19 protein-coding genes are annotated in these 22,900 nt (G+C 63.5%); 10 read left to right on the forward strand and 9 right to left on the reverse strand.

Features of this window, described 5'->3' with window-relative positions:
• Positions 1-95 precede the first annotated feature (95 nt).
• Positions 96-989, forward strand: coding sequence for a sugar kinase (locus UP09_RS13730; RefSeq protein ID WP_044538730.1), 894 nt, complete (start codon positions 96-98; stop codon positions 987-989).
• 21 nt (positions 990-1,010) lie between these two features.
• Positions 1,011-1,946, forward strand: a complete 936-nt coding sequence (rbsK, locus tag UP09_RS13735; protein WP_044538731.1) for a ribokinase — start codon at positions 1,011-1,013, stop codon at positions 1,944-1,946.
• A 118-nt stretch (positions 1,947-2,064) separates the two neighbouring features.
• On the opposite strand, the gene UP09_RS13740 is transcribed toward rbsK, so the two are convergent.
• Positions 2,065-3,285: an NAD(P)/FAD-dependent oxidoreductase gene (locus tag UP09_RS13740; protein WP_044538732.1), complete on the reverse strand. Its 1,221-nt coding sequence runs from the start codon at positions 3,283-3,285 to the stop codon at positions 2,065-2,067.
• Positions 3,286-3,546: 261 nt separating this feature from the next.
• Here UP09_RS13740 and UP09_RS13745 point away from each other — a divergent pair, with 261 nt between their 5' ends.
• Positions 3,547-4,344, forward strand: a complete 798-nt coding sequence (locus tag UP09_RS13745; RefSeq protein ID WP_044538763.1) for an enoyl-CoA hydratase/isomerase family protein — start codon at positions 3,547-3,549, stop codon at positions 4,342-4,344.
• 8 nt (positions 4,345-4,352) lie between these two features.
• Here the strand turns inward: UP09_RS13745 and UP09_RS13750 are convergent, their stop codons facing one another.
• The 4 genes from UP09_RS13750 to UP09_RS13765 form a co-directional block, all read right to left on the reverse strand.
• Positions 4,353-5,693 carry a TRAP transporter large permease gene (locus UP09_RS13750; RefSeq protein ID WP_044538733.1) on the reverse strand — a complete coding sequence of 447 codons (1,341 nt, stop codon included), beginning with the start codon at positions 5,691-5,693 and terminating at the stop codon, positions 4,353-4,355.
• Positions 5,690-6,274 (reverse strand): TRAP transporter small permease, encoded by a 585-nt coding sequence (locus UP09_RS13755; RefSeq protein WP_044538734.1) that lies wholly within the window; start codon positions 6,272-6,274, stop codon positions 5,690-5,692. Before UP09_RS13755 ends, UP09_RS13750 begins: the two co-directional genes overlap by 4 nt.
• Positions 6,275-6,325: 51 nt before the next feature.
• Positions 6,326-7,294 (reverse strand): TRAP transporter substrate-binding protein, encoded by a 969-nt coding sequence (locus UP09_RS13760; RefSeq protein WP_197082667.1) that lies wholly within the window; start codon positions 7,292-7,294, stop codon positions 6,326-6,328.
• Positions 7,295-7,491: 197 nt separating this feature from the next.
• Positions 7,492-9,195, reverse strand: coding sequence for an IlvD/Edd family dehydratase (locus UP09_RS13765; protein WP_044538736.1), 1,704 nt, complete (start codon positions 9,193-9,195; stop codon positions 7,492-7,494).
• Positions 9,196-9,365: 170 nt separating this feature from the next.
• Between UP09_RS13765 and UP09_RS13770 the strand changes: the two genes are divergently transcribed.
• The gene (locus UP09_RS13770; protein ID WP_044538737.1) at positions 9,366-10,058 is read left to right on the forward strand and encodes a GntR family transcriptional regulator; all 693 of its coding nucleotides are present in this window, start codon (positions 9,366-9,368) and stop codon (positions 10,056-10,058) included.
• Here the strand turns inward: UP09_RS13770 and UP09_RS13775 are convergent.
• The gene (locus UP09_RS13775) at positions 10,055-10,879 is read right to left on the reverse strand and encodes an NAD-dependent epimerase/dehydratase family protein (RefSeq protein ID WP_044538738.1); all 825 of its coding nucleotides are present in this window, start codon (positions 10,877-10,879) and stop codon (positions 10,055-10,057) included. The two genes, UP09_RS13770 and UP09_RS13775, sit on opposite strands and share 4 nt — an antisense overlap.
• 113 nt (positions 10,880-10,992) lie before the next feature.
• Here UP09_RS13775 and UP09_RS13780 point away from each other — a divergent pair, with 113 nt between their 5' ends.
• Positions 10,993-11,955: an SMP-30/gluconolactonase/LRE family protein gene (locus UP09_RS13780; RefSeq protein ID WP_044538739.1), complete on the forward strand. Its 963-nt coding sequence runs from the start codon at positions 10,993-10,995 to the stop codon at positions 11,953-11,955.
• A 57-nt stretch (positions 11,956-12,012) separates the two neighbouring features.
• Here UP09_RS13780 and UP09_RS13785 read toward each other — a convergent pair whose 3' ends face one another.
• Complete coding sequence (locus UP09_RS13785; RefSeq protein WP_044538740.1) at positions 12,013-13,446, reverse strand: aldehyde dehydrogenase family protein; 1,434 nt, start codon at positions 13,444-13,446, stop codon at positions 12,013-12,015.
• Positions 13,447-13,735: 289 nt separating this feature from the next.
• Positions 13,736-16,102 (reverse strand): thiamine pyrophosphate-binding protein, encoded by a 2,367-nt coding sequence (locus tag UP09_RS13790; RefSeq protein WP_044538741.1) that lies wholly within the window; start codon positions 16,100-16,102, stop codon positions 13,736-13,738.
• 131 nt (positions 16,103-16,233) lie between these two features.
• Between UP09_RS13790 and UP09_RS13795 the strand changes: the two genes are divergently transcribed.
• From UP09_RS13795 to UP09_RS13805, 3 genes are all read left to right on the forward strand, one after another.
• Positions 16,234-16,695, forward strand: a complete 462-nt coding sequence (locus tag UP09_RS13795) for an Lrp/AsnC family transcriptional regulator (RefSeq protein WP_044538742.1) — start codon at positions 16,234-16,236, stop codon at positions 16,693-16,695.
• A gap of 955 nt (positions 16,696-17,650) precedes the next feature.
• The gene (locus UP09_RS13800) at positions 17,651-18,160 is read left to right on the forward strand and encodes a DUF2867 domain-containing protein (protein WP_044538743.1); all 510 of its coding nucleotides are present in this window, start codon (positions 17,651-17,653) and stop codon (positions 18,158-18,160) included.
• 149 nt (positions 18,161-18,309) lie between these two features.
• Positions 18,310-18,735, forward strand: coding sequence for a lipocalin-like domain-containing protein (locus UP09_RS13805; protein ID WP_044538744.1), 426 nt, complete (start codon positions 18,310-18,312; stop codon positions 18,733-18,735).
• Positions 18,736-19,409: 674 nt separating this feature from the next.
• Here the strand turns inward: UP09_RS13805 and UP09_RS13810 are convergent.
• Entirely contained in the window at positions 19,410-20,582 is a 1,173-nt protein-coding gene (locus UP09_RS13810; RefSeq protein ID WP_044538745.1) for a fumarylacetoacetate hydrolase family protein, read from the reverse strand.
• Positions 20,583-20,727: 145 nt separating this feature from the next.
• Here UP09_RS13810 and ppk2 point away from each other — a divergent pair, with 145 nt between their 5' ends.
• The gene (gene ppk2 / locus UP09_RS13815; protein WP_044538746.1) at positions 20,728-21,636 is read left to right on the forward strand and encodes a polyphosphate kinase 2; all 909 of its coding nucleotides are present in this window, start codon (positions 20,728-20,730) and stop codon (positions 21,634-21,636) included.
• 257 nt (positions 21,637-21,893) lie between these two features.
• Positions 21,894-22,772, forward strand: a complete 879-nt coding sequence (locus tag UP09_RS13820) for a transporter substrate-binding domain-containing protein (RefSeq protein ID WP_044538747.1) — start codon at positions 21,894-21,896, stop codon at positions 22,770-22,772.
• Positions 22,773-22,900 lie beyond the last annotated feature (128 nt).

The following is a 22,900-nucleotide window of genomic DNA, read 5'->3' on the forward strand; positions in this document are numbered from 1 at the left end:
CGCAAACCAGGCAGGGTTGCGAATATTTTCAGCGATATCGGCCGACCAGCAGTGCTAGTCTGCAACGCCGGCCCCCAAGCCACGACGGAAAGCGAATGCAGGCTCTCTTCATCGGACAGACCTATATCGACGTCACTTTCATCACCGACCACATGCCTGTTGGCGACGAGAAACACGTCGCTGACGCCTATGCCGTCTCGTTCGGCGGCAACGCCGTCACCGCGGCATTCTGCTGCTCCAAGCTCGGCGTTGAGCCGGACCTGATCGCCACCATGGCCAACGACTGGCTGGGGCGCATGTTCTGGGACATGGCCGACAGGTACGGCATCTCGTTCCATCCCCGCAAGGTGAACTCCTCCTCGCTCTCCTTCATCATGCCCATTGACGGCAAGCGCGCGATCGTCCGCTGCCGTGACGACCAGCACATCCATCCCTTTCCACTCCTGAACATCGAGGGCTGCCGCGCACTGCATATCGACGGCCACCAGCCGGACGCTGCGATCCACTACGCAAAACTCTGCCGCGAGGCCGGCATCATGACCTCGCTCGACGGCGGCGGCTTGCGCACCAACACCCACGAGCTGCTCGAATTCATCGATGTGGCGATCGTCGCCGAACGGCTGTGCGAGCAGATGGACAAGACGCCCGAGCACATGCTCGACTATCTGAGGAGCCGCGGCTGCAAGGTCGGAGGCATCACCATGGGCGAGCGCGGCCTGCTCTGGTATGACGAGGCCGGCGTGGTCAGCACCCTTCCGGCATTTCCGATCCCGCGCAAGCGTGTGATCGACACCAACGGCGCCGGAGACGTCTTCCACGGCGCCTACATCTATTCCTATCTCGCCAATCCGAGCAAAGGCTGGCATGAGCATTTCGAGTTCGCGCGCGCCGCATCGACCTACAAGATCCAGAAGCTGGGGAACGAGGCCGGCCTGCCCACCCTCGCCGACATCGATGCGGTCAAGCGGGAATTTGCCGCTGCTGTCTGAGATGTGTGGACGGGGTTAGCCATGGGACGCGTCTTCGTCGCCGGCAGCATCAACATGGACGTGGTGGCGACCGCCGAGCGCCACCCGCGGGTCGGCGAGACCGTCGCCGGCGAGGCCGTGCTCTACTTTCCTGGCGGCAAGGGCGCCAACCAGGCCGTGGCCTCGGCCAAGCAGGGCGTACCGACGACGCTGATCGGCCGGCTCGGCACCGACGCCTTCGGGCAGGAACTCAGGACCTTCCTCGCCGCGCAGGGCGTAGATCTCGCCTTCGTCAAGGACACCGCCGGCACGCATTCCGGCACGGCGATCATCACCATCGCCAATGCCGACAACACCATTGTGGTGGTGCCGGGCGCCAATGCGCAGGTCGACGCCAACGACGTCGCCGCGCCCGTGTTGGCCAAGGGCGACGTCGCGGTCAGCCAGTTTGAAATCCCGCTGCCGACGATATCGGCCTTCTTCAGGCGCGCTCGCGCCGCCGGTGCCACCACGGTCCTCAATCCGGCGCCGGCGAAACAGGTCGACAAGGACCTGCTCGATCTCGTCGACATCCTGATCCTCAACGAGACCGAGCTCGGCGTCCTCACCGGCGCCGAGCTTAGCGACAGCGACACGCCGGCGCGCTTCGCCGAAGCGGCACGGAGTTTGGCACGTGGCAAGATCGTCTGCGTCACCCTCGGCAGACGCGGCGTGCTGGCGCTGGTCGAGAACCAGCCGCTGCTGGTCGCGGGGCGCGAGGTGAAAGCTGTCGACACCACAGGCGCCGGCGATTGCTTCGTCGGCGCGCTCGCCTCACAGCTCGCAAACGGAAGGCCGCTGCGTGATGCGCTGACCTACGCCAACATCGCCGCCTCGATCTGCGTGCAACGGATGGGCGCTGCGCCATCGATGCCGACGGCGCAGGAGGTTGGCGCCGTTCTTTCCGCGAGTCGTCCCGGCGAAGGCCGGGACCCATAACCACAAATGCCCATTGGCTCGCAACGCTGGAACGACGATCCCGTCCACAACGCCGGCTGCGGAGTATGGGTCCCGGCCCCTGTGCGCTATGCGCACAAGGGCCGGGACGACGGGATCGTTACGTCAGCGCACCCTTCAGATCAAACCCCGTGTCCGCGGCCTGCTCCGGCGTGATCGAGCCGCCGGCGCCGAGAAGTCGGCGGCCGAACATGTGATCGCCGGCGCGGTTGACCGACTCGATGCCGAGCAACTTATCGCCGCGGTAGCAGAACGCCGAGAACGCCCCCTGCGCGCGGTCGCCGCGCACCGCGACGCGGTCGTAGCCGGTGGTGAGGCCGACCATCTGCAGCTTATCGGGGCCTTGATCGCTCCAGAACCACGGCAGGCCGTCATAGACTTCGGTCTTGCCGGTCAGCCGCGCCGCCACGCAGCGCGCATGGTCGGTCGCGTTCTGCACCGACTCCAGCCGCAGCGATCCGCCGAACCGCTTGCTGGTGTAGAGCGCGCAATCGCCGATCGCGGAGATATCAGGATCAGCGGTCAAAAGATGCTCATCGACGATGATGCCGGAGGCGACCGGCAGCCCGGCATCGGCTGCCAGTTCGACATTCGGCAGCACGCCGACGCCGACCACGACGAGATCGGCCGGGATATGCGTGCCATTGCTCAGGCTGACCCCGGTAACGTTGGCGCCGTCGGCCTCGATGCCGGTGACCTGCACGCCGAGGTGAATGCGGATTCCGGCCGCGGTGTGCCGGGATTGCGAGAACTCGGAAATCTCGGCGGTCACGGCCCGCGCCATCACGCGCGACGCCAACTCGACCACATCGACCTCGAGACCCTTGCCGCGTGCGGTGGCGGCGAATTCGAGTCCGATGAAGCCGGCACCGACCACGACGACGCGCATATCGGGCGCAAGCAGATGGCGCAGCGCCTGGCTCTCGTCGAGCGTCCGCAGATACCGTACGGCGTCCAATTTAGCGTTCGGAATATCGAGCAGCCGGTTCCGCGCGCCGGTCGCAAGCACCAGATGGCCGTAGTCGAGCGAGGAGCCGGACGCGAGCGCGACCTTCCGCGCATGGCGGTCGACCGCATGAGCGCGATCGGTGATCAGTTCGATCCGGTTGTCCTGGTAGAATTTATCGGGCCGGAACATCAGGCTGTCGGGCCCGCCGGTTCCCTTCAGATAGGCCTTGGACAGGGGTGGCCGCTGGTACGGCAGGTGCCCCTCGTCATTGAGCAGCGCAATGCGCTCAGAATAGCCGCTTTGGCGCAGCGACGCCGCGAGCTGGAAGCCGGCGTGTCCCGCGCCGACGATGATGACCCCATTTGCCGTCATCGGTTCAACCCAGATGCGAGCGAGCAGGAGTGACCCATGCCGTTTTCCTCACCATTGATGTTAGCTTGCTTGCCCCGACCCCACAGCGCTCGTGTCTGCGTACCGAAGGCGGGTGCCATTTGGCCTCATGGCTCGCGCGGACGCAAGGGGGTCCCCGCCAAATCGGGACCACCGGTGCGCCCGCGCCTGAGGCAGGCCGGATTGCCAGCTCTCCCGCGAGGGCCTTAAATGGCGGGAAACAACAAGCCCAAGGTCTTCAAGATGCCTGAACCCGTCACCACCCCTACCGCTGACCCGGCCCTGCTCCGGATCGACGGCCCCATCGCGACCATCACGCTGAACCGGCCGGCCGCATTCAATGCGATCGACATGTCGATTGCCAGGAAACTCGAACAGCTCGGCGCCGAGGTCGAAGCCAACAAGGACGTCCGCGTGTTGGTTATCGAAGGCGAAGGCCGCGCCTTCTGTGCCGGCGGCGATCTGCAGACCATCGGTGCCGCGGCCGAAGCCAACACCATCGCGCCTGTCGTCGGCGAAATGCTTGGGCATTACCATGCCTTCATCACGGCGCTGCGGCGGATGCCGAAGCTGGTGCTCGCGAGCGTCCACGGTTCGGCCGCCGGCGCCGGCCTGTCGCTCGCCTTCGTTGCCGATCTTTGCATCGCCGCCGAGGACGCCCGCTTCACGCCGGCCTACGCCAAGATCGGCGTCTCGCCGGATGGCGGCGGCACCGTGGGCCTGGCTGCCAGCGTCGGCCCCCGCCGCGCGCTGCAGATATTCCTTGCCGAGGACAGTTTTACCGCGCAGCAGGCCCAGCAATGGGGCCTCGTCGCCAAGATCGTGCCGGCAGCCGAACTGAAGGCGGCGACCCGCGAGTTCGCGCTGCGGCTGGCGCAGAACGCGCCCGCCGGGCTCGCCGCCACCAAGGCGCTGATCCATCAGGCGCCGACCACGACGATCGAGGCGCAGCTCGATGCCGAGCGCGACGCCATCATCGGCTGCATGAACACAGAGGAGTTCCGCGTCGCGGTGAAAAGGTTCACCAGCAAATCGAAGTAGCAGATCGGTCAATTCGGACAGATGTACCCCGTGCCGCCCGGTGCCTTGAAGCAGCCGACCGATTCCGGGATCACCTGCTTGGGCAGCCACAGCACGATTTTCGGGAAGTAGATCGTGAAGCAGATGGTGACCAGGAATACGACATAGATCGGCAGCGCCGCGCGCAACGCTTTCCCAAAGCTGACGCCGACGAATTTTGAGGCCATCAGCAGCACCAACCCATAGGGCGGTGTGATCAGGCCGAAGGCCAGCGTCGCGATCAGCACCACGCCCATATGGACGCCGTTGATGTCGCCGGCCTGCGTCAACGCGTTCACCAACGGCATGAAGATGATGATGGTGGGCACCGGCTCGATGAAGTCGCCGACCACGGTGAACAGCAGCACCATCAGCAACATGATGAGCTGCGGGTCGTTGCCCGCGATCGAGGTGATCAAGTCGGCGATGTAGATTGCCCCACGCAGATAGGCCAGCATCCAGCCAAAGGCATTCGCCGCGCCGATCGTGATCAGCGGCAGCGAGAAGATCAGACCGGCAAGACAGAAGTCGTAAGGGATCTTCTTCAGGTGCCCGCGGTTCAGCGCCGGGATCACGACGATAATGATATAGACGACCGCGACCACGCCGGCCTCGGTCGGCGTGAACCAGCCGGTGAGGATGCCGCCGAGCAGGATCACCGGGATCATCAGCGGCAGCGCCGCGTCGCCGGCAGCGAAGGCGATCTGGCGGAGCGGCGCACGCGGCTTGCGCAACCCCGAAGGGCCGAAGAAGTAACAGTAGATCATCAGCCCGAAGCCAATCATCAGCCCAGGCACCACGCCCGCCATGAACAGGCCGGCGATCGAGACGTTGCCGACGGCGCCGTAGACCACAGCCGTAATGCTCGGCGGCACCAGCGCCGCAATCGTCGAAGCGGAGGCGATGATCGCGGCGATGAACGCCGGCTCATAGCCCTCCCGCTTCATCGGCCCGCCAAGCGCCCGGCTCATCACGGCGACGTCAGCGGTGGTCGAGCCCGACATTTCCGAGAAGAACATGCTGAAGACGACGACGACCTGCGACAGCCCACCCCTGATATGGCCAACCAGCGAAACCGACAGATTGGCGATCCGCACCACGACATTCGCCGAGCTCATGAGTTCGCCGACCAGAAGGAAGAACGGGATCGCAAGCAACGCCTCGGAATCGACGCCGTCAAAGATCTTCTGGATGATCGCGGCCAGCGAGACATCCGACAGCAGTGCGCCGATGAACACGCCGGCCATCAGAGAGAACGGCACGGGGACGCCGAGATAGCCAAAGAACAGGAAGCAGGACGACATCAGCACGAGGACGACGGGCGCGCTCACGGCTGTGCTCCAGTCGGCGCGCTGGTGCCGATCGGGGGGATCGCAAGGTCCTCGTCGGGCGGCTCGGGATGGTCAAAGCCGTTGCGGATACCGTTGACGAGCTGCTCGATCGTGAACAGGCCGATCAGGATGCCGGACAGGGGAATGATCACGTACAGCGAAGCGATCGGCGTACCCGACGGCAGCCGGAAACTGCCGAAGCCACGGAGGTAGTTCAGATAGCCATACCAGACCAGGCAGAATGCAACGCCCAACACCACCAGGCGAATGACGATCTCGATGATCAAGCGCGGCGTGCCGTGCATCGCGTCCGAGATGGCGGTGAGATAGAGGTGATCATTGCGTCGCGTCGCGGCCGCTGCACCGATGAAAATCGCATAGATGAACAGCGTCGAGGTGACTTCCTGCAGCCACAGCCAGGGATGGCCGATGGTGCGGGTGATGATGTCGGCGGTGACAGACAACGAAAAGCCGCAGCAGAGCAGGCCACACAGCACCATCAAGCCGAGTTCGAGCCTGTCCAGCGCCAGCCATTTCAGATGCCGCTGCCGCTGCAGCACCAGTTTGTCGGCGATGGCCATCGAATGCTCCGTCGTCCTCGTTGGCCGTCCCGGCGACGCGTGACGCGAGGCTCAGTTGATTGCGCGGATCAGATTCTTGATCTTCTCCGCGTGCGGTCCGAGATCCTTGGCAAGCTTGTCGAGATAGGGATCGGCGATCGCGATAAAGCTCTTCTTGTCCACGTCATCGACCACCTTGACGCCGAGCGACTTCAGCTTGGTCAGCGCGGTCCGCTCAAGGTCGAACGCTTTCGCCGGTTCCTTGGCGCTGACCTCGTTGGCGGCCGTCTGCACCCACTGCTTCTGCTCGGCGGAGAGGCTCTGCCAGAGCTTGTCGGAGATAAACACCAGCGCGTTGTTGGCTTCATGCTCGGTGATGTTCAGCACCGGCGCGACCTCGTAGTGCTTGTTGACGAGGTAGACGTTGATGCTGTTTTCGGCGACGTCGACCACGCCGGTTTGCAGCGAGGTGTAGACGCTCCCGAAGGGCATATGAACCGTCTGCGCGCCATAGGCCGGGAACATGGTGTCCTCGGTTGCTGTCGCCTGCACCCGGACTTTCAGTCCCTTGATGTCGTTGACGTTGTGAATTTCCTTCTTGCTATACATGTGCCGTACGCCCTGCGAGCCGGTCGCGATGAGATGCAGGCCCTGCGTCGTCTCGTCGATCATTGTCTTGAGCGCTTCGAACACCTTGGGATCGGCCAGTCCGTTGATCACGTGCTTTTCGTCGCGGAACAGGAAATGCAGCGACATCACGCCGGCCTGCGGCGAGATCGTCGCGGTGTTGGCCGAGGAGATGATCGCGAACTCGACGTCGCCCGACTTCACGAGCTGCAGGACCTGCGACTCCTGCCCGAGCTGCGCGCCGGGATATTGATCGATGAGCAGGGTGCCCTTGCTCAATTCCTTGAGCTTCTCGGCGAACAAATCAGCCGCGATCGAATAGCCGGTGTTGCGCGGCTGGTCGTAGGCGAAGCGGAAGTGCTTGACCTCCTGCGCCGTGACGCTGGCGGACAGCAGCAACGCTGCCGCGGCCATGGCGGCCCCGATGATCTTTGCTGGAACACCCATCCCAACGCTCCCCCTGTTTTTAATTGCCGCGATCATCCCATCAGTTCTGCGGGATTGTCAATAAAACTGGGGAATATGGCTCACAGCGACACTCAAGAGGCGCCGCACAACGAGAATTATCGACAATTTGACGGCCTTGCGGAGCGAAGTCGTCTATTTGCCCTTTACTTTCCCTTGGCGCGCATGAAATCGAAATCGCAGCCTTCGTCGGCCTGCAGGATCGTCTCGTTGAAGAGATGGGCATAGCCGCGCTTCGCCCATTCGGGGGCCCCCGCCGGCGTCAGCGTCGCGCGACGCTTCTGCAGCTCGGCCTCGTCGACCAGGAGATCGATGCTGCGCTTGGCGACATCGAGCCGGATCATATCGCCGTTCCGCACCAGCGCCAGCGGACCGCCGACGGCGGACTCCGGCGTGATGTGCAGCACGATGGTGCCGAACGCAGTGCCGCTCATCCGCGCGTCCGAGATCCGGACCATGTCCTTGACGCCGGTGCGCGCAAGCTTCTTCGGGATCGGCAGATAGCCAGCCTCCGGCATGCCGGGCGCGCCCTTCGGGCCGGCATTGCGCAGCACGAGCACGTCGTCGGCCGTGACCTCCAGCGCGGGATCATCGACCCGCAGCGTCATGTCCTCGACGGAGTCGAACACCACCGCCCGGCCGGTATGTTGCAGCAGCCTCTCGCTCGCCGCCGAGTGCTTGATCACGGCCCCGCGCGGCGCGAGATTGCCGTGAAGGATCGCCATCGCGCCTTCCGCCTTGATCGGGTTCGCCGTGGAACGGATCGCATTCTGTCCCGGCACCTCCTCCGCGCCGGCAACAACCTCGCGCAGGGTCTGGCCGGTGATGGTCTTCGCGTCGAGATCGAGCAGGCCGCCGAGCTGCGCCATCAGCTTCGGCACGCCGCCGGCATGATGGAAATGCTCCATGTAGTGTTCGCCCGACGGCTTCAGGTCGATCAGCACCGGCACCTCGCGGCCAAGCTTGTCGAACGCCTCGAGATCAATCTTGTACGATGTGCGATTGGCGATCGCGGTGAGATGAATGAGCCCGTTGGTGGAGCCGCCGATCGCCTGCATGACGACCTGAGCGTTGCGGAACGATGCCGGCGTCAGGATTTCGCTCGGCTTCGGTCCCTTGGTTTTGGCCATCGCGGCGGCGACGCGGCCACTTGCTTCCGCCAGGCGAAAGCGTTCGGCATGGGGCGCGGGGATCGTCGCGCTCATCGGCAGCGACAAGCCCAGCGCCTCGGTGACGCAGGCCATGGTGGAGGCCGTGCCCATCACCATGCAGGTGCCGACCGACGGCGCGAGACGGCCGTTCACCGCCTCGATCTCGACGTCGTCGATCTCGCCCGCGCGATATTTGCCCCACAGCCGGCGGCAATCGGTGCAGGCGCCGAGCACCTCGCCCTTGTGATGGCCGACCACCATCGGCCCGACCGGAATCACAACGGTCGGCAGATCGGCGCTCACGGCGGCCATGATCTGCGCCGGCAAGGTCTTGTCGCAGCCGCCGATCACGATCACCGAATCCATCGGCTGGGCGCGGATCATCTCCTCGGTGTCCATCGCCATCAGATTGCGCAGATACATCGAGGTTGGATGCGCAAAGCTCTCGGCGATCGAAATGGTCGGGAATACGAACGGCATCGCGCCCGACAGCATCACGCCGCGCTTCACCGCCTCGATGATTTGCGGGACGTTGCCGTGGCACGGATTGTAGTCGCTGTAGGTGTTGGTGATGCCGACGATCGGGCGATTGAGCGCATCGTCCGAATAGCCCATCGCCTTGATGAAGGCCTTGCGCAGGAACAGCGAGAAGCCGGCGTCACCATAGCTCGTCAGTCCCTTGCGAAGTCCGTCAGCCATTTTCTTGTTCCCTGTCGTCATTCGCCCGCACTTAAGGAGCGGTCGGAATTATTGTCAATATGGGATAATTCTGGACCAGAAATAATGGTTCCCGCGACCAGATTACCCCCATTATTGACAATGACCGTTGCGCCGTGGTGACGTCAGCCGACAATCCAAAGCGAATGCATATGAAAGTCCAGGCCGCATCACCCGACATCCAGCCCCCCTCGCGCGAGGAGGAACAGGCCGAAGTGATCCGCCGGCTGGAGGAGGACATCATCTTCGGCCGCTTCGCACCCGGTCTGCGCCTGGTCGAGGACACGCTGATGCAGCGTTACGTTGCGAGCCGGCATTTCGTGCGCCAGGCCCTGTTCCAGCTCGAGCGCCAGGGCATCGTGCTGCGCGAGAAGAATGTCGGCGCCACGGTGCGGTTCTATTCCGCCGACGAAGTGCGGCAGATCTACGAGGTCCGCGAGATGCTGACGCGGCAGGCGGCGCTGATGATCGCCCTGCCCGCGCCCGCAGACCTGATCGCGCAACTGAGCGAGTTGCAGCGACACTATTGCGCCAGGGCCGATGCGCAGGACATGCGCGGCATCCACGAAACCAACGATGCGTTCCATCTCGCGCTGTTCTCGGCCTGCGGCAATCCCTATCTGGTCCGTTCGCTGCAGGACTACATGAACCTGACACTGCCGATGCGTGCGAAAAACCTCGCCGACAACGAAGGTCTCGCGCTGTCGCGGCGGCAGCACGAATTGATGATCGAACTGCTGAAAGGCCGCGACAGCTGGGCGCTGGCGCAGCTCTGCGTCGATCATATGCAGTACAGCAAGGCGGATTATCTCGACCGCATTGCTGTGGACGAGACCAAGCGTTAGCGCTTGGTCCAATCGATAATTGAACTCGTGTCGCCATCGAACTCCATGCCGCAGAACGCGCCGCCCTGGTAGAAATCGCCGACCGGATCCGGCGGCAGCTTGGCCTGCTCGGCCATGGCGTGCTCGCGAAAATCCTCACTCCGCCCGGTCGGGCGATAGCCGAGATCGTAGGCGCGGTGATTGTCCCACCAGGACCGCTCATTGTAGGAGGCGCCGTAGAAGATCTCGAAATGGATGTCGGGATGCTCGAGCCCGATGCGGCAGAGCTGGACCAGGTCTTCCGGCTTCAGCCAGATCGAGAGCCTACGATGGTCGAGCGGCACCTCGCCGAAATTGCCGATCCGGATGCAGGTGACCTCGAGCCCGTGCTTGTCGGCATAGAGCGCACCGACCGCCTCGCCAAACACCTTGCTGACACCGTAGCGGCTGTCCGGCCGTGCGGTGACGTCGGTGCCGATGTGGTGATGGCGAGGGTAGAAACCGACGGCGTGGTTGGACGAGGCGAAGATCACGCGCTTGACGCCCTGCTTCCGCGCGGCCTCGAACAGATTGTAGCCCCCGATGATGTTGGACTGCAGGATCTGGTCCCAGGGTCCTTCGACCGAATAGCCGCCGAAATGCAGGATGCCGTCGACGCCCTCGCAGATCGCCTCGACCTGCGCGAGATCGGCGAGATCGGCCGCCTTGAAGGTCTCGTCCTTGGCGAGATCGGCCGGCGGCTTGATGTCGCTCAGCACCAGGTCCGGATAGATTGGCGGCAGCAATGTCCGCAGGCTCGTGCCAATTCCACCCGATGCGCCGGTCATCAATATGCGTGGCATTCCGTCCCTCGTCTGTCCTGTTTGCCCAAGGGAATCATTGGGCTGAATTGCGGTCGCAGGCTGACAATGATAGCAAACCAACTGCTAGGGAAACACAACAACGAGAACAGCAAATGTCCGATGCCCATTCCGCCGGCTGGCGTCCCGCGACTTTTTATCCCGATCCCGCGATCCATGCGCTCGACCCGCGCTTCGAGAAATACTGGCTGAAGCTCTCCGCGGTGGAGCGGCTGACCACCGGCCTGCGCTGGGCCGAAGGCCCGGTGTGGTTCGGCGACGGGCGCTATCTGCTCTGCAGCGACATCCCGAACCAGCGCATCCTCAAATGGGAGGAAGAGACCGGCGCGGTCAGCATCTTCCGCAAGCCCTCCAACTTCGCCAACGGCAACACCCGCGATCGCCAGGGCCGGCTGGTCACCTGCGAACACGGCGGCCGGCGCGTGGTGCGCACCGAATATGACGGATCCATTACGGTACTGATCGACGCCTTCGACGGCAAGCGGCTGAATTCGCCCAACGACGTCGTGGTGAAATCCGACGGCTCGATCTGGTTCAGCGATCCCACCTTCGGCCTGCTCGGCAATTACGAGGGCTACAAGGTCGAGTCCGAGATCGACCCGAATGTCTACCGGCTCGATCCGGCAACCGGCAAGGCCACCATCGTCGCCGAAGGCGTGCTGGGACCGAACGGGCTGTGCTTCTCGCCGGACGAGAAGATCCTTTACGTGGTGGAATCCCGCGGCGAGCCGACCCGCAAGATTCTTGCTTACGACGTCTCCCCGGACGGCACCAAAATTTCCAACAAGCGCGTGTTCATCGATGCCGGGCCCGGCACGCCCGACGGCATGCGCTGCGACATCGACGGCAATCTGTGGTGCGGCTGGGGCATGGGCGATCCCGAGCTCGACGGCGTCGTCGTGTTCGCGCCCGACGGCGTCATGATCGGCCGCATTGCGCTGCCCGAGCGCTGCGCCAACCTTTGCTTCGGCGGCCTGAAGCGCAACCGCCTGTTCATGGCGGCGAGCCAGTCGATCTATGCGCTCTATGTCAACACCCAAGGCGCGCTCGGCGGTTAGAAACGAGCGACGCCGGAGCGATCTCTCGCTCCGGCGTCGCATTTGCGTCACGAAACCTTACGCCGCGTTGTAGCCCGCGACGGCCTTGGCTTCGAGATACTCTTCCAGACCGTAGCGGCCCCACTCGCGGCCGTTGCCGGACTGCTTGTAGCCGCCGAACGGAGCGGAGCGCTCGTTCGGGACGCCCTGCAGGTTGACGTTGCCGGCGCGGATCTGGCGGCCGACGCGGCGCGCGGTTTCCACGGTGTCGGCGGAGACGTAACCGGCGAGACCATAGGGCGTGTCGTTGGCGATCTTGACGGCTTCGGCTTCGTCCTTGGCGCCGAGGATCGTCAGCACCGGTCCGAAGATTTCTTCGCGGGCGATCGTCATGTCGTTGGTGACGTCAGCGAAGATGGTCGGACGGACATAGAAGCCCTTGTTGACGCCCTCGGGCAGACCCGTTCCGCCGGCAACGAGGGTTGCGCCCTCGTCGATGCCCTTCTGGATCAGCGCCTGGATCTTGTCCCACTGGCCGCGGTTGACGACCGGACCGATGGTGGTGCCATCGCCACGCGGGTCGCCCGCCTTGGTCTTGTCGGCGACGCCCTTGGCGATCGCGGCCACTTCCTTCATCTTGGAGAGCGGCACGATCATGCGCGACGGCGCGTTGCAGGACTGGCCCGAGTTGTTGAACATGTGCATCACGCCGCCGGTCACCGCCTTGGCAAGATCGGCGCCGTCGAGGATCACGTTCGGCGATTTGCCGCCGAGTTCCTGGCTGACGCGTTTCACGGTCGGAGCCGCGCGCTTGGCGACGTCGACGCCGGCGCGGGTCGAGCCGGTGAACGAGATCATGTCGATGTCCGGGTGCTCGCTCATCGCAGCACCGACCTCCGGGCCAAGACCGTTGAGCAGGTTGAACACGCCCTTCGGCACGCCGGCTTCGTGAAGGATTTCGGCGAAGATCAGCGCCGAGGTCGGGGTGAACTCCGAAGGCTTCAGGATCATGGTGCAGCCGGCGGCGAGCGCGGGCGCGACCTTGCAGGCGATCTGGTTGAGCGGCCAGTTCCAGGGGGTGATCATGCCGATCACGCCGACCGGCTCGCGCACGATCACGGCGGTGCCCATGGTCTCCTCGAACTCGTACTTCTTGAGCACGTCGAGGGTGTTCATGAGGTGGCCGAGGCCGGCGCCGGCCTGCAGCTTCTCAGCCATCGGCAGCGGAGCACCCATCTCGTCGGAGACGGCGGCACCGATCTCCTTCATGCGGCCCTTGTAGATCTCGATGACCTTGCTGAGCAGCGCGACGCGCTCCTCGCGGCTGGTCTGGGAAAATGTCACGAACGCGCGCTTGGCGGCGGCGACTGCCTTGTCGACATCGGCTTTGGAGCCGAGCGCAACCTCATACATCGCTTCTTCGGTCGCCGGGTTGACGACGGGGGTGGACTTGCCTTTGACGACGGGGTCGACCCAGGCGCCGTCGATGTAGAATTGCATACGATTGACCATCGGAAACCTCTTGTAGGGGGCGTATGGAGTGGGGGAACGGAAGCGTTCGGCAGGCATCCTTGCACGAAAGCAGGGCGAATTGAACCCGCCATATGCGGGGCGCGGCGCTGCACGCGCCCACCGCATATAAGGTTGCCGCCCGAGGAGTGGCAAGACTGCTTCCCCCGTCATTCCGGGGCGCGACGAAGTCGCGAGCCCGGAATCCATCTCACCACCATTTGCGCGGCCCGATGGATTCCGGGCTCGTCGCTTCGCTCCGCCCCGGAATGACGAGGGCGGAATGACATTCTCACACAGCCATTTTGCGATGCCGCACCGGAGCGCCTGATGACAGCCCCTCCGCCGCGTCGATGATGGCGTTGGCATCGATGCCGTAATGACGGTAGAGGTCGCCGATCGTGCCGGTCTGGCCGAAATGTTCGACCCCGAGTGCCTCGACGCGATGGCCGCGGACGCCGCCGAGCCAGCCGAGCGCCGCCGGATGGCCGTCGATCACGGTCACAATGCCGCAGTCGCGGCCAAGCGGCGCCAGCAACCGCTCGATATGACTCAAATGCTGCACACCGCGGCGATCACGGCGCAAATTCCGCGCGGCGGACCATCCGGCATAGAGCCGGTCGGCGGAGGTGACCGCCAGTAGACCGACGTCGCGGTGGCTCTCGCCGATCAGGCCGACGGCCTCGACCGCCTCAGGTGCGACCGTGCCGGTATAGGCGATGACAAGGTCGCAGTTCGGGCCCGGCCTGCGCAACCAATAGGCACCATCGGTGATGTCGCGCTGCAGGTCCGGCGGCATGATCCGCTGCGGCTGCTCCAGCGTGCGCGTCGAGAGCCGCAAATAGACCGAGCCGCCCTCCGCACCCTCGCGCTGCATGTGGCCGAAACCCCAGCCCATGATCACGGCAAGTTCATCGACAAAGGCCGGCTCGAACGAGGCCAGCCCGTCCTGCCCGATCCCGATCAGCGGCGTCTTGATCGACTGGTGCGCGCCGCCCTCCGGCGCCAGCGACACGCCCGATGGCGTCGCCGCCACCATGAAGCGGGCGTCCTGGTAGCAGGCATAGTTCAGCGCATCGAGGCCGCGCTCGATGAAGGGATCATAGAGCGTGCCGACCGGCAGCAGCCGCGCGCCATTGATCTGGTGCGACAGGCCGAGCGCCGACAGCATGATGAACAGGTTCATCTCGGCGATACCGAGCTCGAGGTGCTGGCCCTTGGGCGAGTATTCCCAGGTGAAGGCCGACGGGATCTTTTCCTGCCGGAATAGATCGTGGTTCTCCGCCTTGGCGAACAGGCCGCGGCGATTGACCCAGCCGCCGAGATTGGTCGACACGGTGACGTCGGGCGACGCGGTGACGATGCGTGCGGCCAGCGCACTGTCGCCCTTTGCGAGTTCGTGCAGCACGAGCCCAAAGCCCTGCTGCGTCGACATCTGCGCCGATGCCTTGAACGTAAGTCGCTCCGGCACCTCGATCACGGGCGCCGACAGCCGGCGGCGGCCCTCGCGGTTGAACGGTGCCTCCGCCAGGAAGGCTTCGAGCGTCGCGGGCTGCTGCGACAGGCCCTCGAACTTGTCCCACTCATGGCCGGTCCGGATGTTCTGGCTGGCCCGCCACTTCTCCATCTGCGTCACGGTCATCAGGCCGGCGTGGTTATCCTTGTGGCCCTGCATCGGCAGGCCGACGCCCTTGATGGTGTAGGCGATGAAGCAGACCGGACGGTCATGGTCGATGGCTTCAAAGGCCTCGATCATGCTCGCCATGTCATGGCCGCCGAGATTCGACATCAGCGCCAGCAATTGCTCGTCGCTGCGGCGGTCGATCAGTTGCGTGACCTGCCCCTGGTCGCCGATGTCGTCCTGCAGATGCTTGCGGAACGCAGCCCCACCCTGGAAACACAGCGCCGCGTACATCTGGTTCGGGCAATTGTCGATCCAGCGCTTCAGCGCCTCGCCGCCCGGCTCGGCGAAGGCGTCAAGCATCAGCTTGCCGTATTTCACGATCACCACGTCCCAGCCGAAATTGCGAAACATGGATTCGAATTTCGCCCACAGCCCTTCGCGCACGACGGCGTCGAGCGACTGCCTGTTGTAGTCGACCACCCACCAGGTGTTGCGCAGGCCGTGCTTCCAGCCCTCGAGCAGCGCCTCGAAGATGTTACCCTCGTCCATCTCGGCGTCGCCGACCAGCGCGATCATGCGGCCTTCCGACCGCTCCTTCATCCAGCCATGCGCCTTGACGTAGTCCTGCACCAGCGAGGCGAACAGCGTCTGCGCGACACCGAGGCCGACCGAGCCGGTGGAGAAATCGACGTCGTCGACATCCTTGGTGCGCGACGGATAGGACTGCGCGCCCTTGTAGCCGCGGAAGTTCTCCAGCTTGTCGCGGGTCTGGTGCCCGAACAGATACTGGATCGCATGGAACACCGGGCTGGCATGCGGCTTCACCGCGACGCGGTCCTGCGGCCGCAGCACCGAGAAATAGAGCGCCGACATGATGTTGGCGAGCGAGGCCGAGGAGGCCTGGTGGCCGCCGACCTTCAGCCCGTCGGTGCTGGGCCTGACGTGGTTGGCGTGATGGATGGTCCACGACGACAGCCACAGCACCTTGCGGGCCAGGGCGGACAGCGATTCGAGACGTTCAGGCGCGATTCCCATGACGAGACTCCGGGGCAATATCGCTGATGTTACTGCCGGCGCGGGCGGCTAAAATCTCAATTCCACGCGACAGCACAGGAAAAATTGGGATAAATTCCCACGATCCGGCTTCAACCAATGAGTTCATCCCAATGCCTGCCCTCGACGCCATCGACCGCAAAATCCTCAGCCTGCTGCAGACCGACAGCCGCATGACCATGCAGGCCCTCGCCGACAGGGTCGGGCTTTCGGTGTCGCCCTGCCACCGCCGGGTCAAGCTGCTCGAGGAGCGCGGCGTGATCAGCCGCTATATCGCGACCGTCGACCAGAAATCGCTGGGGCTGCATGTCTCGGTCTTCATCTCGATCAAGCTTGCGCGGCAGAAGGAGGAGGACCTGAATCGTTTTGCGCGAGCGATCTCCAAATGGGACGAGGTGCTCGAATGCTATCTGATGACTGGCAACCGCGACTATCTGCTGCGCGTCGTCGCCGCGGATCTCTCGTCCTATGAAGCGTTCCTGAAAAACAAGCTGACCCGGCTCGACGGTATTGCGTCGATCGAGTCGAGCTTTGCGCTGAGCCAGGTGAAGTATTCGACGGCGCTGCCGGTGTGAGCGCTGTTTGTGTCGGGCTTCGCTCGCGCCAAAAATCACGTCGTCGTCCCGGCGAAGGCCGGGACCCATAACCACAGGATCATGTTGTTGAAGTAAGCTGTGGCCCCAGCGTCGCAACGCAACTCGCATTTGTGGTTATGGGTCCCGGGTCAAGCCCGGGACGACAGCGAATTTGTTGCACGGCCGGTGAACAAACATCCACATTCTCGCGACATGATTTGCCCGAGCTTTGCATTTCGTTTCGCCCTCTCCTTGAAGAGGGCGCAGGGAAAGCCGGGTGCACGCTGCACCCGCGGTCTCGTGTGCAAAGGTAGAAAGAAAGCCGCACACGAGCATACAGGTTCAGCGGAGGCACTCCGGCTTTCCCTGCGCGATGGGTTACGGCTTATACGTGCTCTCCCCGGCGAGACTAGGCTTTGTTGTCACCGCCCTCGCAAAGACGCTGTCGCGTCTTGCGAGAGGACACCAACCACTGGGGCGTCCGAACCACACGACTTCACCGTCCGCTTCACGCGCTCTCGTCAGTTGCGCAATCGGCGTCCACCGCATCCCACCGCGCGTTCGTGACGTGCGCTCGCCCCTCAATCGGGTGGGACGGTCGCATTAAACGGCTGAGTTGGGGTTGGTGTCAAGGAAAACTTCCGAAAAAACGAAATGACTTTTGTCGCGAGGACTTGCCATGTCGGGCAACTCAGTGATTGGGAACCACGGTGGGCACGGAGTGGTCGATCGTTCCGCTTATATCCGACAGTGTTAAAATCACCCCATTTCTCTTTCAGTCAGCCTCTTAGAGTGCCAAAGTGATTTTTGGATGGGGTCGTTCAGCGGGTGTCGTTCCGATCAAATCGAATGATACGATTTAGCGCCCGCTATAGGCTTTATCGAGGAGAGACATCTTGATCTACCGTGCTTGCGCGATTGCTACGCCCCTCCCCCGCATCCGGTACCTGATCGCATGACCAAAGCGCGCGCCGTGCCCATGCCTAACAACAGCGTGCTTGCGCCGCTTTACGCGGGCGCGGACCTTTTGGACGCCTTTGCAATTCGACTGCCGGTGGGGGCCAGCGATGATCTAGAGGTGCTGGCACGCGCCGCGTTCGAGCGACAGGCGGGGTGGATTCGTGCGCTCACTCGTGTCCGCGATGTGGTGATGGCGGCAGCCGCCGTCAAATCGTCGCGCGCCATCGGTCTTGCCGCAGCGGCGCGTGGGCCGGTTATCGGCTACTTCCCGGTGCTATCAAAGAGCGCGACGGAGCTGGTAGTGGGCGAGGATGACCGGCATCTCGACTTCCGCGCCACCATCCAACTTCGCGCCGATGCAGCAAATGGGCGCGAGCTGGTCGTGGGTACTGTGGTGCATTGCCATAACCGACTGGGGCGTATCTATCTTGCGACGATAGCACCGTTTCATCGCGTGATTGTGCGGGCGAGTTTAGAACAGGCGGCAAGAGCAACGAAGATTTAAGCGTGCTTTGGTGGTCGCGACAGGCTGTCGTCGGCCATTGGCGGTCCGTGGCGCATCCCGCGAATTTGATGGTGCTTTGCAATTTGCATGGCAACATAGCCTACCTTCGATAGGTGGGTACATTTAGGCAAACTACTGGAAGAGCGAATATGTCTGAGCGCGACACTAAGCTCCACGGTTGCTGGCGGTTAGTTTCTTTTGATACTGAGCTTCAGGATTCAAAGGAGCGCAGTCAACCGTGGGGCCCCGACCCCAATGGGTACCTTATTTTCAGCTCTGATGGGCGAATGATGGTGCTCGTTACCGCAGAGGCGCGGGAGCCAGGGAATACAGATGAAAAACTGGTGGCACTTTTCCGTACTCTGATGGCCTATACCGGACGGTATCGGATCGATGGGGATAGGTTCATCACAAAGATTGACTCATCTTGGAATGAAGCCTGGAACGGCAGTGAGCAGGAACGATTCTACAAGCTTGATGGAGACACGCTCGACGTCTTTACGGCCTGGATGCCGAATCCGTTAGTATCGGGAAATCCAATAGGAAGAGGTATTCTCAGTTTCAGGCGCGAGTAGTTTTCTCTACGCTGAGTTCGCAACTGGTCGCTCGTTTGCAGGTCATCAACTCGACGGTGAGTCGGGCAACTACCTTTGAATGACCGCATTGTGGCGGCCTCCAGGGAAGGTCTGCATAACTCGGCTCGATACGTGCTTGACGACGTCGGGCTGACTTGAGAGGCCTCGACAACCGACCGTAGGGTGACGAAGGCGCGATGATCAACTCGCCGAGATGCAGCGGCGGTCGAAATTGCCCCGCCAGCTCGCAGGCGCATACAGAGGTTCGGGCTGCGGAGACCCTTGCTGCGGTGATGACGGCGCGTTGGTCATCGCGGGCTCCGACACTTCGGGGCAGCATTTGGCCGATGACGCCGACGCCGGCGGTTCCGCTGCCGTTACGCGTTTCAGGCCGAACTGCCTTGGCATAGGCGCCTCCGAATCAACGTCGTGTCCTGTTGTCGATCGTAGCGCGAGTGGTTGGTAGCCCAAAGGGGAATGCTGATCGCTTCGCAATCTTCACAAGATTGCAGAACGCTCTTCAAGAACTTCGCATCTTCGCTGATTCAAGCGAAGCGCGCCTCTTGGCGCGAACCCGGAATCCATTCATCCATAAAGCCTGCGGCCCAATGGATTCCGGGTTCTCGCTTCGCGAGCCCCGGAATGACGGGTGGCGAATGTGGTGGACGGATTCGTCAGATCACCTTCCGCTGCGCCAAATTCTTCATCAACGCACTGAGGCCGAACGTCCAATGCTCGCACTCGTCGCTGTGACGCATCCGGTTGACGAGCTTGCCGAGCTGGGGGGCCGCGATGGTGACGATGTCGTCACGCTTGTGGGTAAAGCCCTCACCCTTGGCGTCGCGATCCTTGACCGGCGCGAACATCGTGCCGAGGAACAGCGCGAAACCGTCAGGATATTGATGCACCGGGCCGATGGTCTGGGCGACCAGATCAGTTGGATCGCGGCTGATCTTGCTGATCGAGGAATGGCCCTCGAGCACGAATCCGTCCGCGCCCTTCACGGTCAGGCCGACGTCCATCTTCCTGACGTCGTCCAGCGAAAACGTCTGATCGAACAGCCGCAGCAGCGGGCCGATCGAACAGGAGGCGTTGTTGTCCTTGGCTTTCGACAGCAACAGCGCCGAGCGGCCCTCGAAGTCGCGCAGATTGACGTCGTTGCCGAGCGCGGCACCGACGATTCTGCCGCCGCTGGAGACGACCAGCACGACCTCCGGCTCCGGATTGTTCCAGGTCGATTTCGGATGCAGCCCGGCATCCATGCCGGTGCCGACCGAGGACAGCGTCGGCGCCTTGGTGAAGACCTCGGCGTCGGGCCCGATGCCGACCTCCAGATACTGGCTCCAGGCGTTCTGCTCGATCAGCACCTGCTTCAGCTTGATCGCCTCCGCCGAGCCCGGCTTCAGCTTCGAGAAATCGTCGCCAACCAGGCGCACCACCTCCTTGCGGATCGCCTCTGCCGAGGCCGGATTGCCGCGCGCCCGCTCCTCGATCACGCGTTCCAGCATCGAGATCGCGAAGGTGACGCCGGCGGCTTTCAGCACCTGCAAATCGACCGGCGCCAGCAGATGCGGCTTCGCCGCGTCGCGGCCGTCGGGCGGCGTGTTGGCGAGGATCGCCGCGAGATCGCCGATCCGCGTGCCACCTGCCGCACGCAGCGCCGCCGCGGGATCGGGCTCCTCGCAGAGCGCGCTCACCGTGGGGAAAATCGCTGTCACGTCGAACACGCCGTCAGGGCGGACGGCTGCCACGGCCGGACCGCCCGCCTGCGGCAGCCAGACCCGCCCGACCAGCGTGCCATGGGTGCCGTCAACCGGCAGGACGTCGTTTGGCGCGAGTGTGATCATCGGCTTCTCCCCTTCTTGCTCTTGTCGGCGCTTGTTAGCACAGTCTCGTCATCGCTGTGAAACGGCCGTCATCGCGATGTCACACGAAGGTAACATGGGCCGTCAATGCTCCGGCGCGATCCACATATCATGGAAAGACGGATTCATGACTGCCTCCGCCCTCACCGACGAAGCACTTCGTGCGCGCATCCACCAGGAGATGGCCGACAGCCTCGACGAGGAACTCGAACTCGAGCTTGACGACAACAGGCTCGACGAGCTCGACCATGAGGCGGGGCCGGGGCTCGACCGCAAGCTTTACTTCCGCGAACTGCTGCGGCTGCAGGGCGAACTGGTGAAGCTGCAAGACTGGGTGCACCACGAGAAGAAGAAGGTCGTCGTGCTGTTCGAGGGGCGAGATTCCGCCGGCAAGGGCGGCGTCATCAAGCGCATCACCCAGCGGCTCAACCCGCGCATTTGCCGCGTCGCGGCGCTGCCGGCGCCGAGCGAGCGCGAACGCACGCAATGGTACTTCCAGCGCTATGTCACGCATCTGCCGGCCGGCGGCGAGATCGTGCTGTTCGACCGCAGCTGGTACAACCGCGCCGGCGTCGAGAAGGTGATGGGGTTCTGCAGCGAGGAGCAGTACCAGGAGTTCTTCAAGTCGGTGCCGGAATTCGAGCGCATGCTGATCCGCTCCGGCACCATCCTGTTGAAATACTGGTTCTCGATCACCGACGAGGAACAGCAGTTCCGCTTCACCATGCGGATCCAGGATCCGCTGAAGCAGTGGAAGCTGAGCCCGATGGATGTCGAGGCGCGCAGCCGCTGGGAGCAGTACACCAAGGCCAAGGAAACGATGCTGGAGCACACGCATCTGCCTGATTCCCCGTGGTGGATCGTCGATGCCGTCGACAAGAAGCGGTCCCGGCTCAACTGCATCTCGCATCTGCTGACCCAGATTCCCTATCAGCAGGTCGAGCACGCCCCCGTCACGCTGCCACCGCGGGTGCGCAATCCGGATTATCACCGCGGCCCGGTCCCGCCGGAGATGTACGTGCCGGCGAAGTTTTGATCTCCCTCTCCCCGTTCTTACGGGGAGAGGGTTGTGGTGAGGGGCTGCCTCCGCGAACACGATGAGAGACGATTTGCGGAGAGTCCCCCTCACCCGGATTGCATCTTCGATGCAATCCGACCTCTCCCCGCTTGCGGGGAGAGGTGAAGAGATGGACAGCAAAACCGTCGCCGCGCCTACTAATGGCGCAGGCCGGCACACTTGCTGCGGCCAAACGCCGACGTTAGGCTTCCCCGATCTGGTGCAGGGAGGCCTTCGTGACTCAATCCGACGACGTCAAGATTTCAGAAGATCGCCGCGACGCGCTGCGTTTTGCGCTCGGGATCGGCAGCGGCGCCGCGCTGGCGGCTGCGATGGCAACTCCGGTGTCGGCGCAGACGGCCGCGGACAACACGCTCGACCGCATCCGCGCCAACAAGGCGCTGCGCATCGCCGTGCTGCCGGGCGAACTGCCCTATTTCAACAAGGATCTCGCGTCAGGCACCTGGTCCGGCTTCTCGATCGAGATGGCCAACGATCTGGCAAAGCTGCTCGACGTCAAGCTGGAATATGTCGAGTCGACCTACGGCAACTCGATCCTCGATTTGCAGGCCAACAAGATCGATCTCGGCTTCGCGCTCAACCCGACGCCGCAGCGGGCACTGGTGGTCGATTTCACCAGTCCGGTGTTTCCGCATCCGTTCGGCGCGATGCTGAAGAAGGGCCTCGAGGCCAAGACCTGGGCCGACATCAGCAAGCCGGAGGTGAACATCGCGGTCGACGTCGGCTCGGCCAATGAGGCGGTCGCGCGGCGGTTTGCGCCCAATGCCACCATCAAGTCGCTGAAGTCGCGCGACGAGGTGATGCTGGAAATGTCGTCGGGCCGGGTCGATTGCGTGGTCAACGCGCTGGTGCTGGGGCTAACCGCGATCGCCAAGAACCCGAACCTCGGCACCTACAAGATCCTGACGTCGCCGTCGGTGACGATCGCGAGCGGCATGGCGGTGCGGCGCGAGCCGGACAAGCGCTGGCGCGATTTCCTGTCGGTGTGGGTCGACTATAACCGAGGCGTCGGCCAGATGCGCGAATGGTTCGTCAAGGGCCTGACGCTGAGCGGCGTCAAGCCGGAGGACGTGCCGGTGGAGTTGAATATTTGATGTGAGCTCTTTTCACCTCGCCCCGCCTGCGGGGAGAGGTCGGATCGCATGCAGCGCAGCGGAATGCGATCCGGGTGAGGGGGTACAGGCCTCTCGATCTTCGACAGTCCCGGTGAGAGCCCCTCACC

Origin of the sequence: Bradyrhizobium sp. LTSP885, assembly GCF_000938305.1 — a bacterium.
Classification (GTDB): Bacteria; Pseudomonadota; Alphaproteobacteria; order Rhizobiales; family Xanthobacteraceae; genus Bradyrhizobium.

What these genes read in the sequence shown, in the direction of transcription:
- UP09_RS13730 (WP_044538730.1), top strand. Translation starts at nt 96, where the DNA reads ATGCAGGCTCTCTTCATCGGACAGACCTATATCGACGTCACTTTCATC.
- rbsK (WP_044538731.1), top strand. Translation starts at nt 1,011, where the DNA reads ATGGGACGCGTCTTCGTCGCCGGCAGCATCAACATGGACGTGGTGGCG.
- UP09_RS13740 (WP_044538732.1), bottom strand. Translation starts at nt 3,285, where the DNA reads ATGACGGCAAATGGGGTCATCATCGTCGGCGCGGGACACGCCGGCTTC.
- UP09_RS13745 (WP_044538763.1), top strand. Translation starts at nt 3,547, where the DNA reads ATGCCTGAACCCGTCACCACCCCTACCGCTGACCCGGCCCTGCTCCGG.
- UP09_RS13755 (WP_044538734.1), bottom strand. Translation starts at nt 6,274, where the DNA reads ATGGCCATCGCCGACAAACTGGTGCTGCAGCGGCAGCGGCATCTGAAA.
- UP09_RS13760 (WP_197082667.1), bottom strand. Translation starts at nt 7,294, where the DNA reads ATGGCCGCGGCAGCGTTGCTGCTGTCCGCCAGCGTCACGGCGCAGGAG.
- UP09_RS13765 (WP_044538736.1), bottom strand. Translation starts at nt 9,195, where the DNA reads ATGGCTGACGGACTTCGCAAGGGACTGACGAGCTATGGTGACGCCGGC.
- UP09_RS13770 (WP_044538737.1), top strand. Translation starts at nt 9,366, where the DNA reads ATGAAAGTCCAGGCCGCATCACCCGACATCCAGCCCCCCTCGCGCGAG.
- UP09_RS13775 (WP_044538738.1), bottom strand. Translation starts at nt 10,879, where the DNA reads ATGCCACGCATATTGATGACCGGCGCATCGGGTGGAATTGGCACGAGC.
- UP09_RS13780 (WP_044538739.1), top strand. Translation starts at nt 10,993, where the DNA reads ATGTCCGATGCCCATTCCGCCGGCTGGCGTCCCGCGACTTTTTATCCC.
- UP09_RS13785 (WP_044538740.1), bottom strand. Translation starts at nt 13,446, where the DNA reads ATGGTCAATCGTATGCAATTCTACATCGACGGCGCCTGGGTCGACCCC.
- UP09_RS13790 (WP_044538741.1), bottom strand. Translation starts at nt 16,102, where the DNA reads ATGGGAATCGCGCCTGAACGTCTCGAATCGCTGTCCGCCCTGGCCCGC.
- UP09_RS13795 (WP_044538742.1), top strand. Translation starts at nt 16,234, where the DNA reads ATGCCTGCCCTCGACGCCATCGACCGCAAAATCCTCAGCCTGCTGCAG.
- UP09_RS13800 (WP_044538743.1), top strand. Translation starts at nt 17,651, where the DNA reads ATGACCAAAGCGCGCGCCGTGCCCATGCCTAACAACAGCGTGCTTGCG.
- UP09_RS13805 (WP_044538744.1), top strand. Translation starts at nt 18,310, where the DNA reads ATGTCTGAGCGCGACACTAAGCTCCACGGTTGCTGGCGGTTAGTTTCT.
- UP09_RS13810 (WP_044538745.1), bottom strand. Translation starts at nt 20,582, where the DNA reads ATGATCACACTCGCGCCAAACGACGTCCTGCCGGTTGACGGCACCCAT.
- ppk2 (WP_044538746.1), top strand. Translation starts at nt 20,728, where the DNA reads ATGACTGCCTCCGCCCTCACCGACGAAGCACTTCGTGCGCGCATCCAC.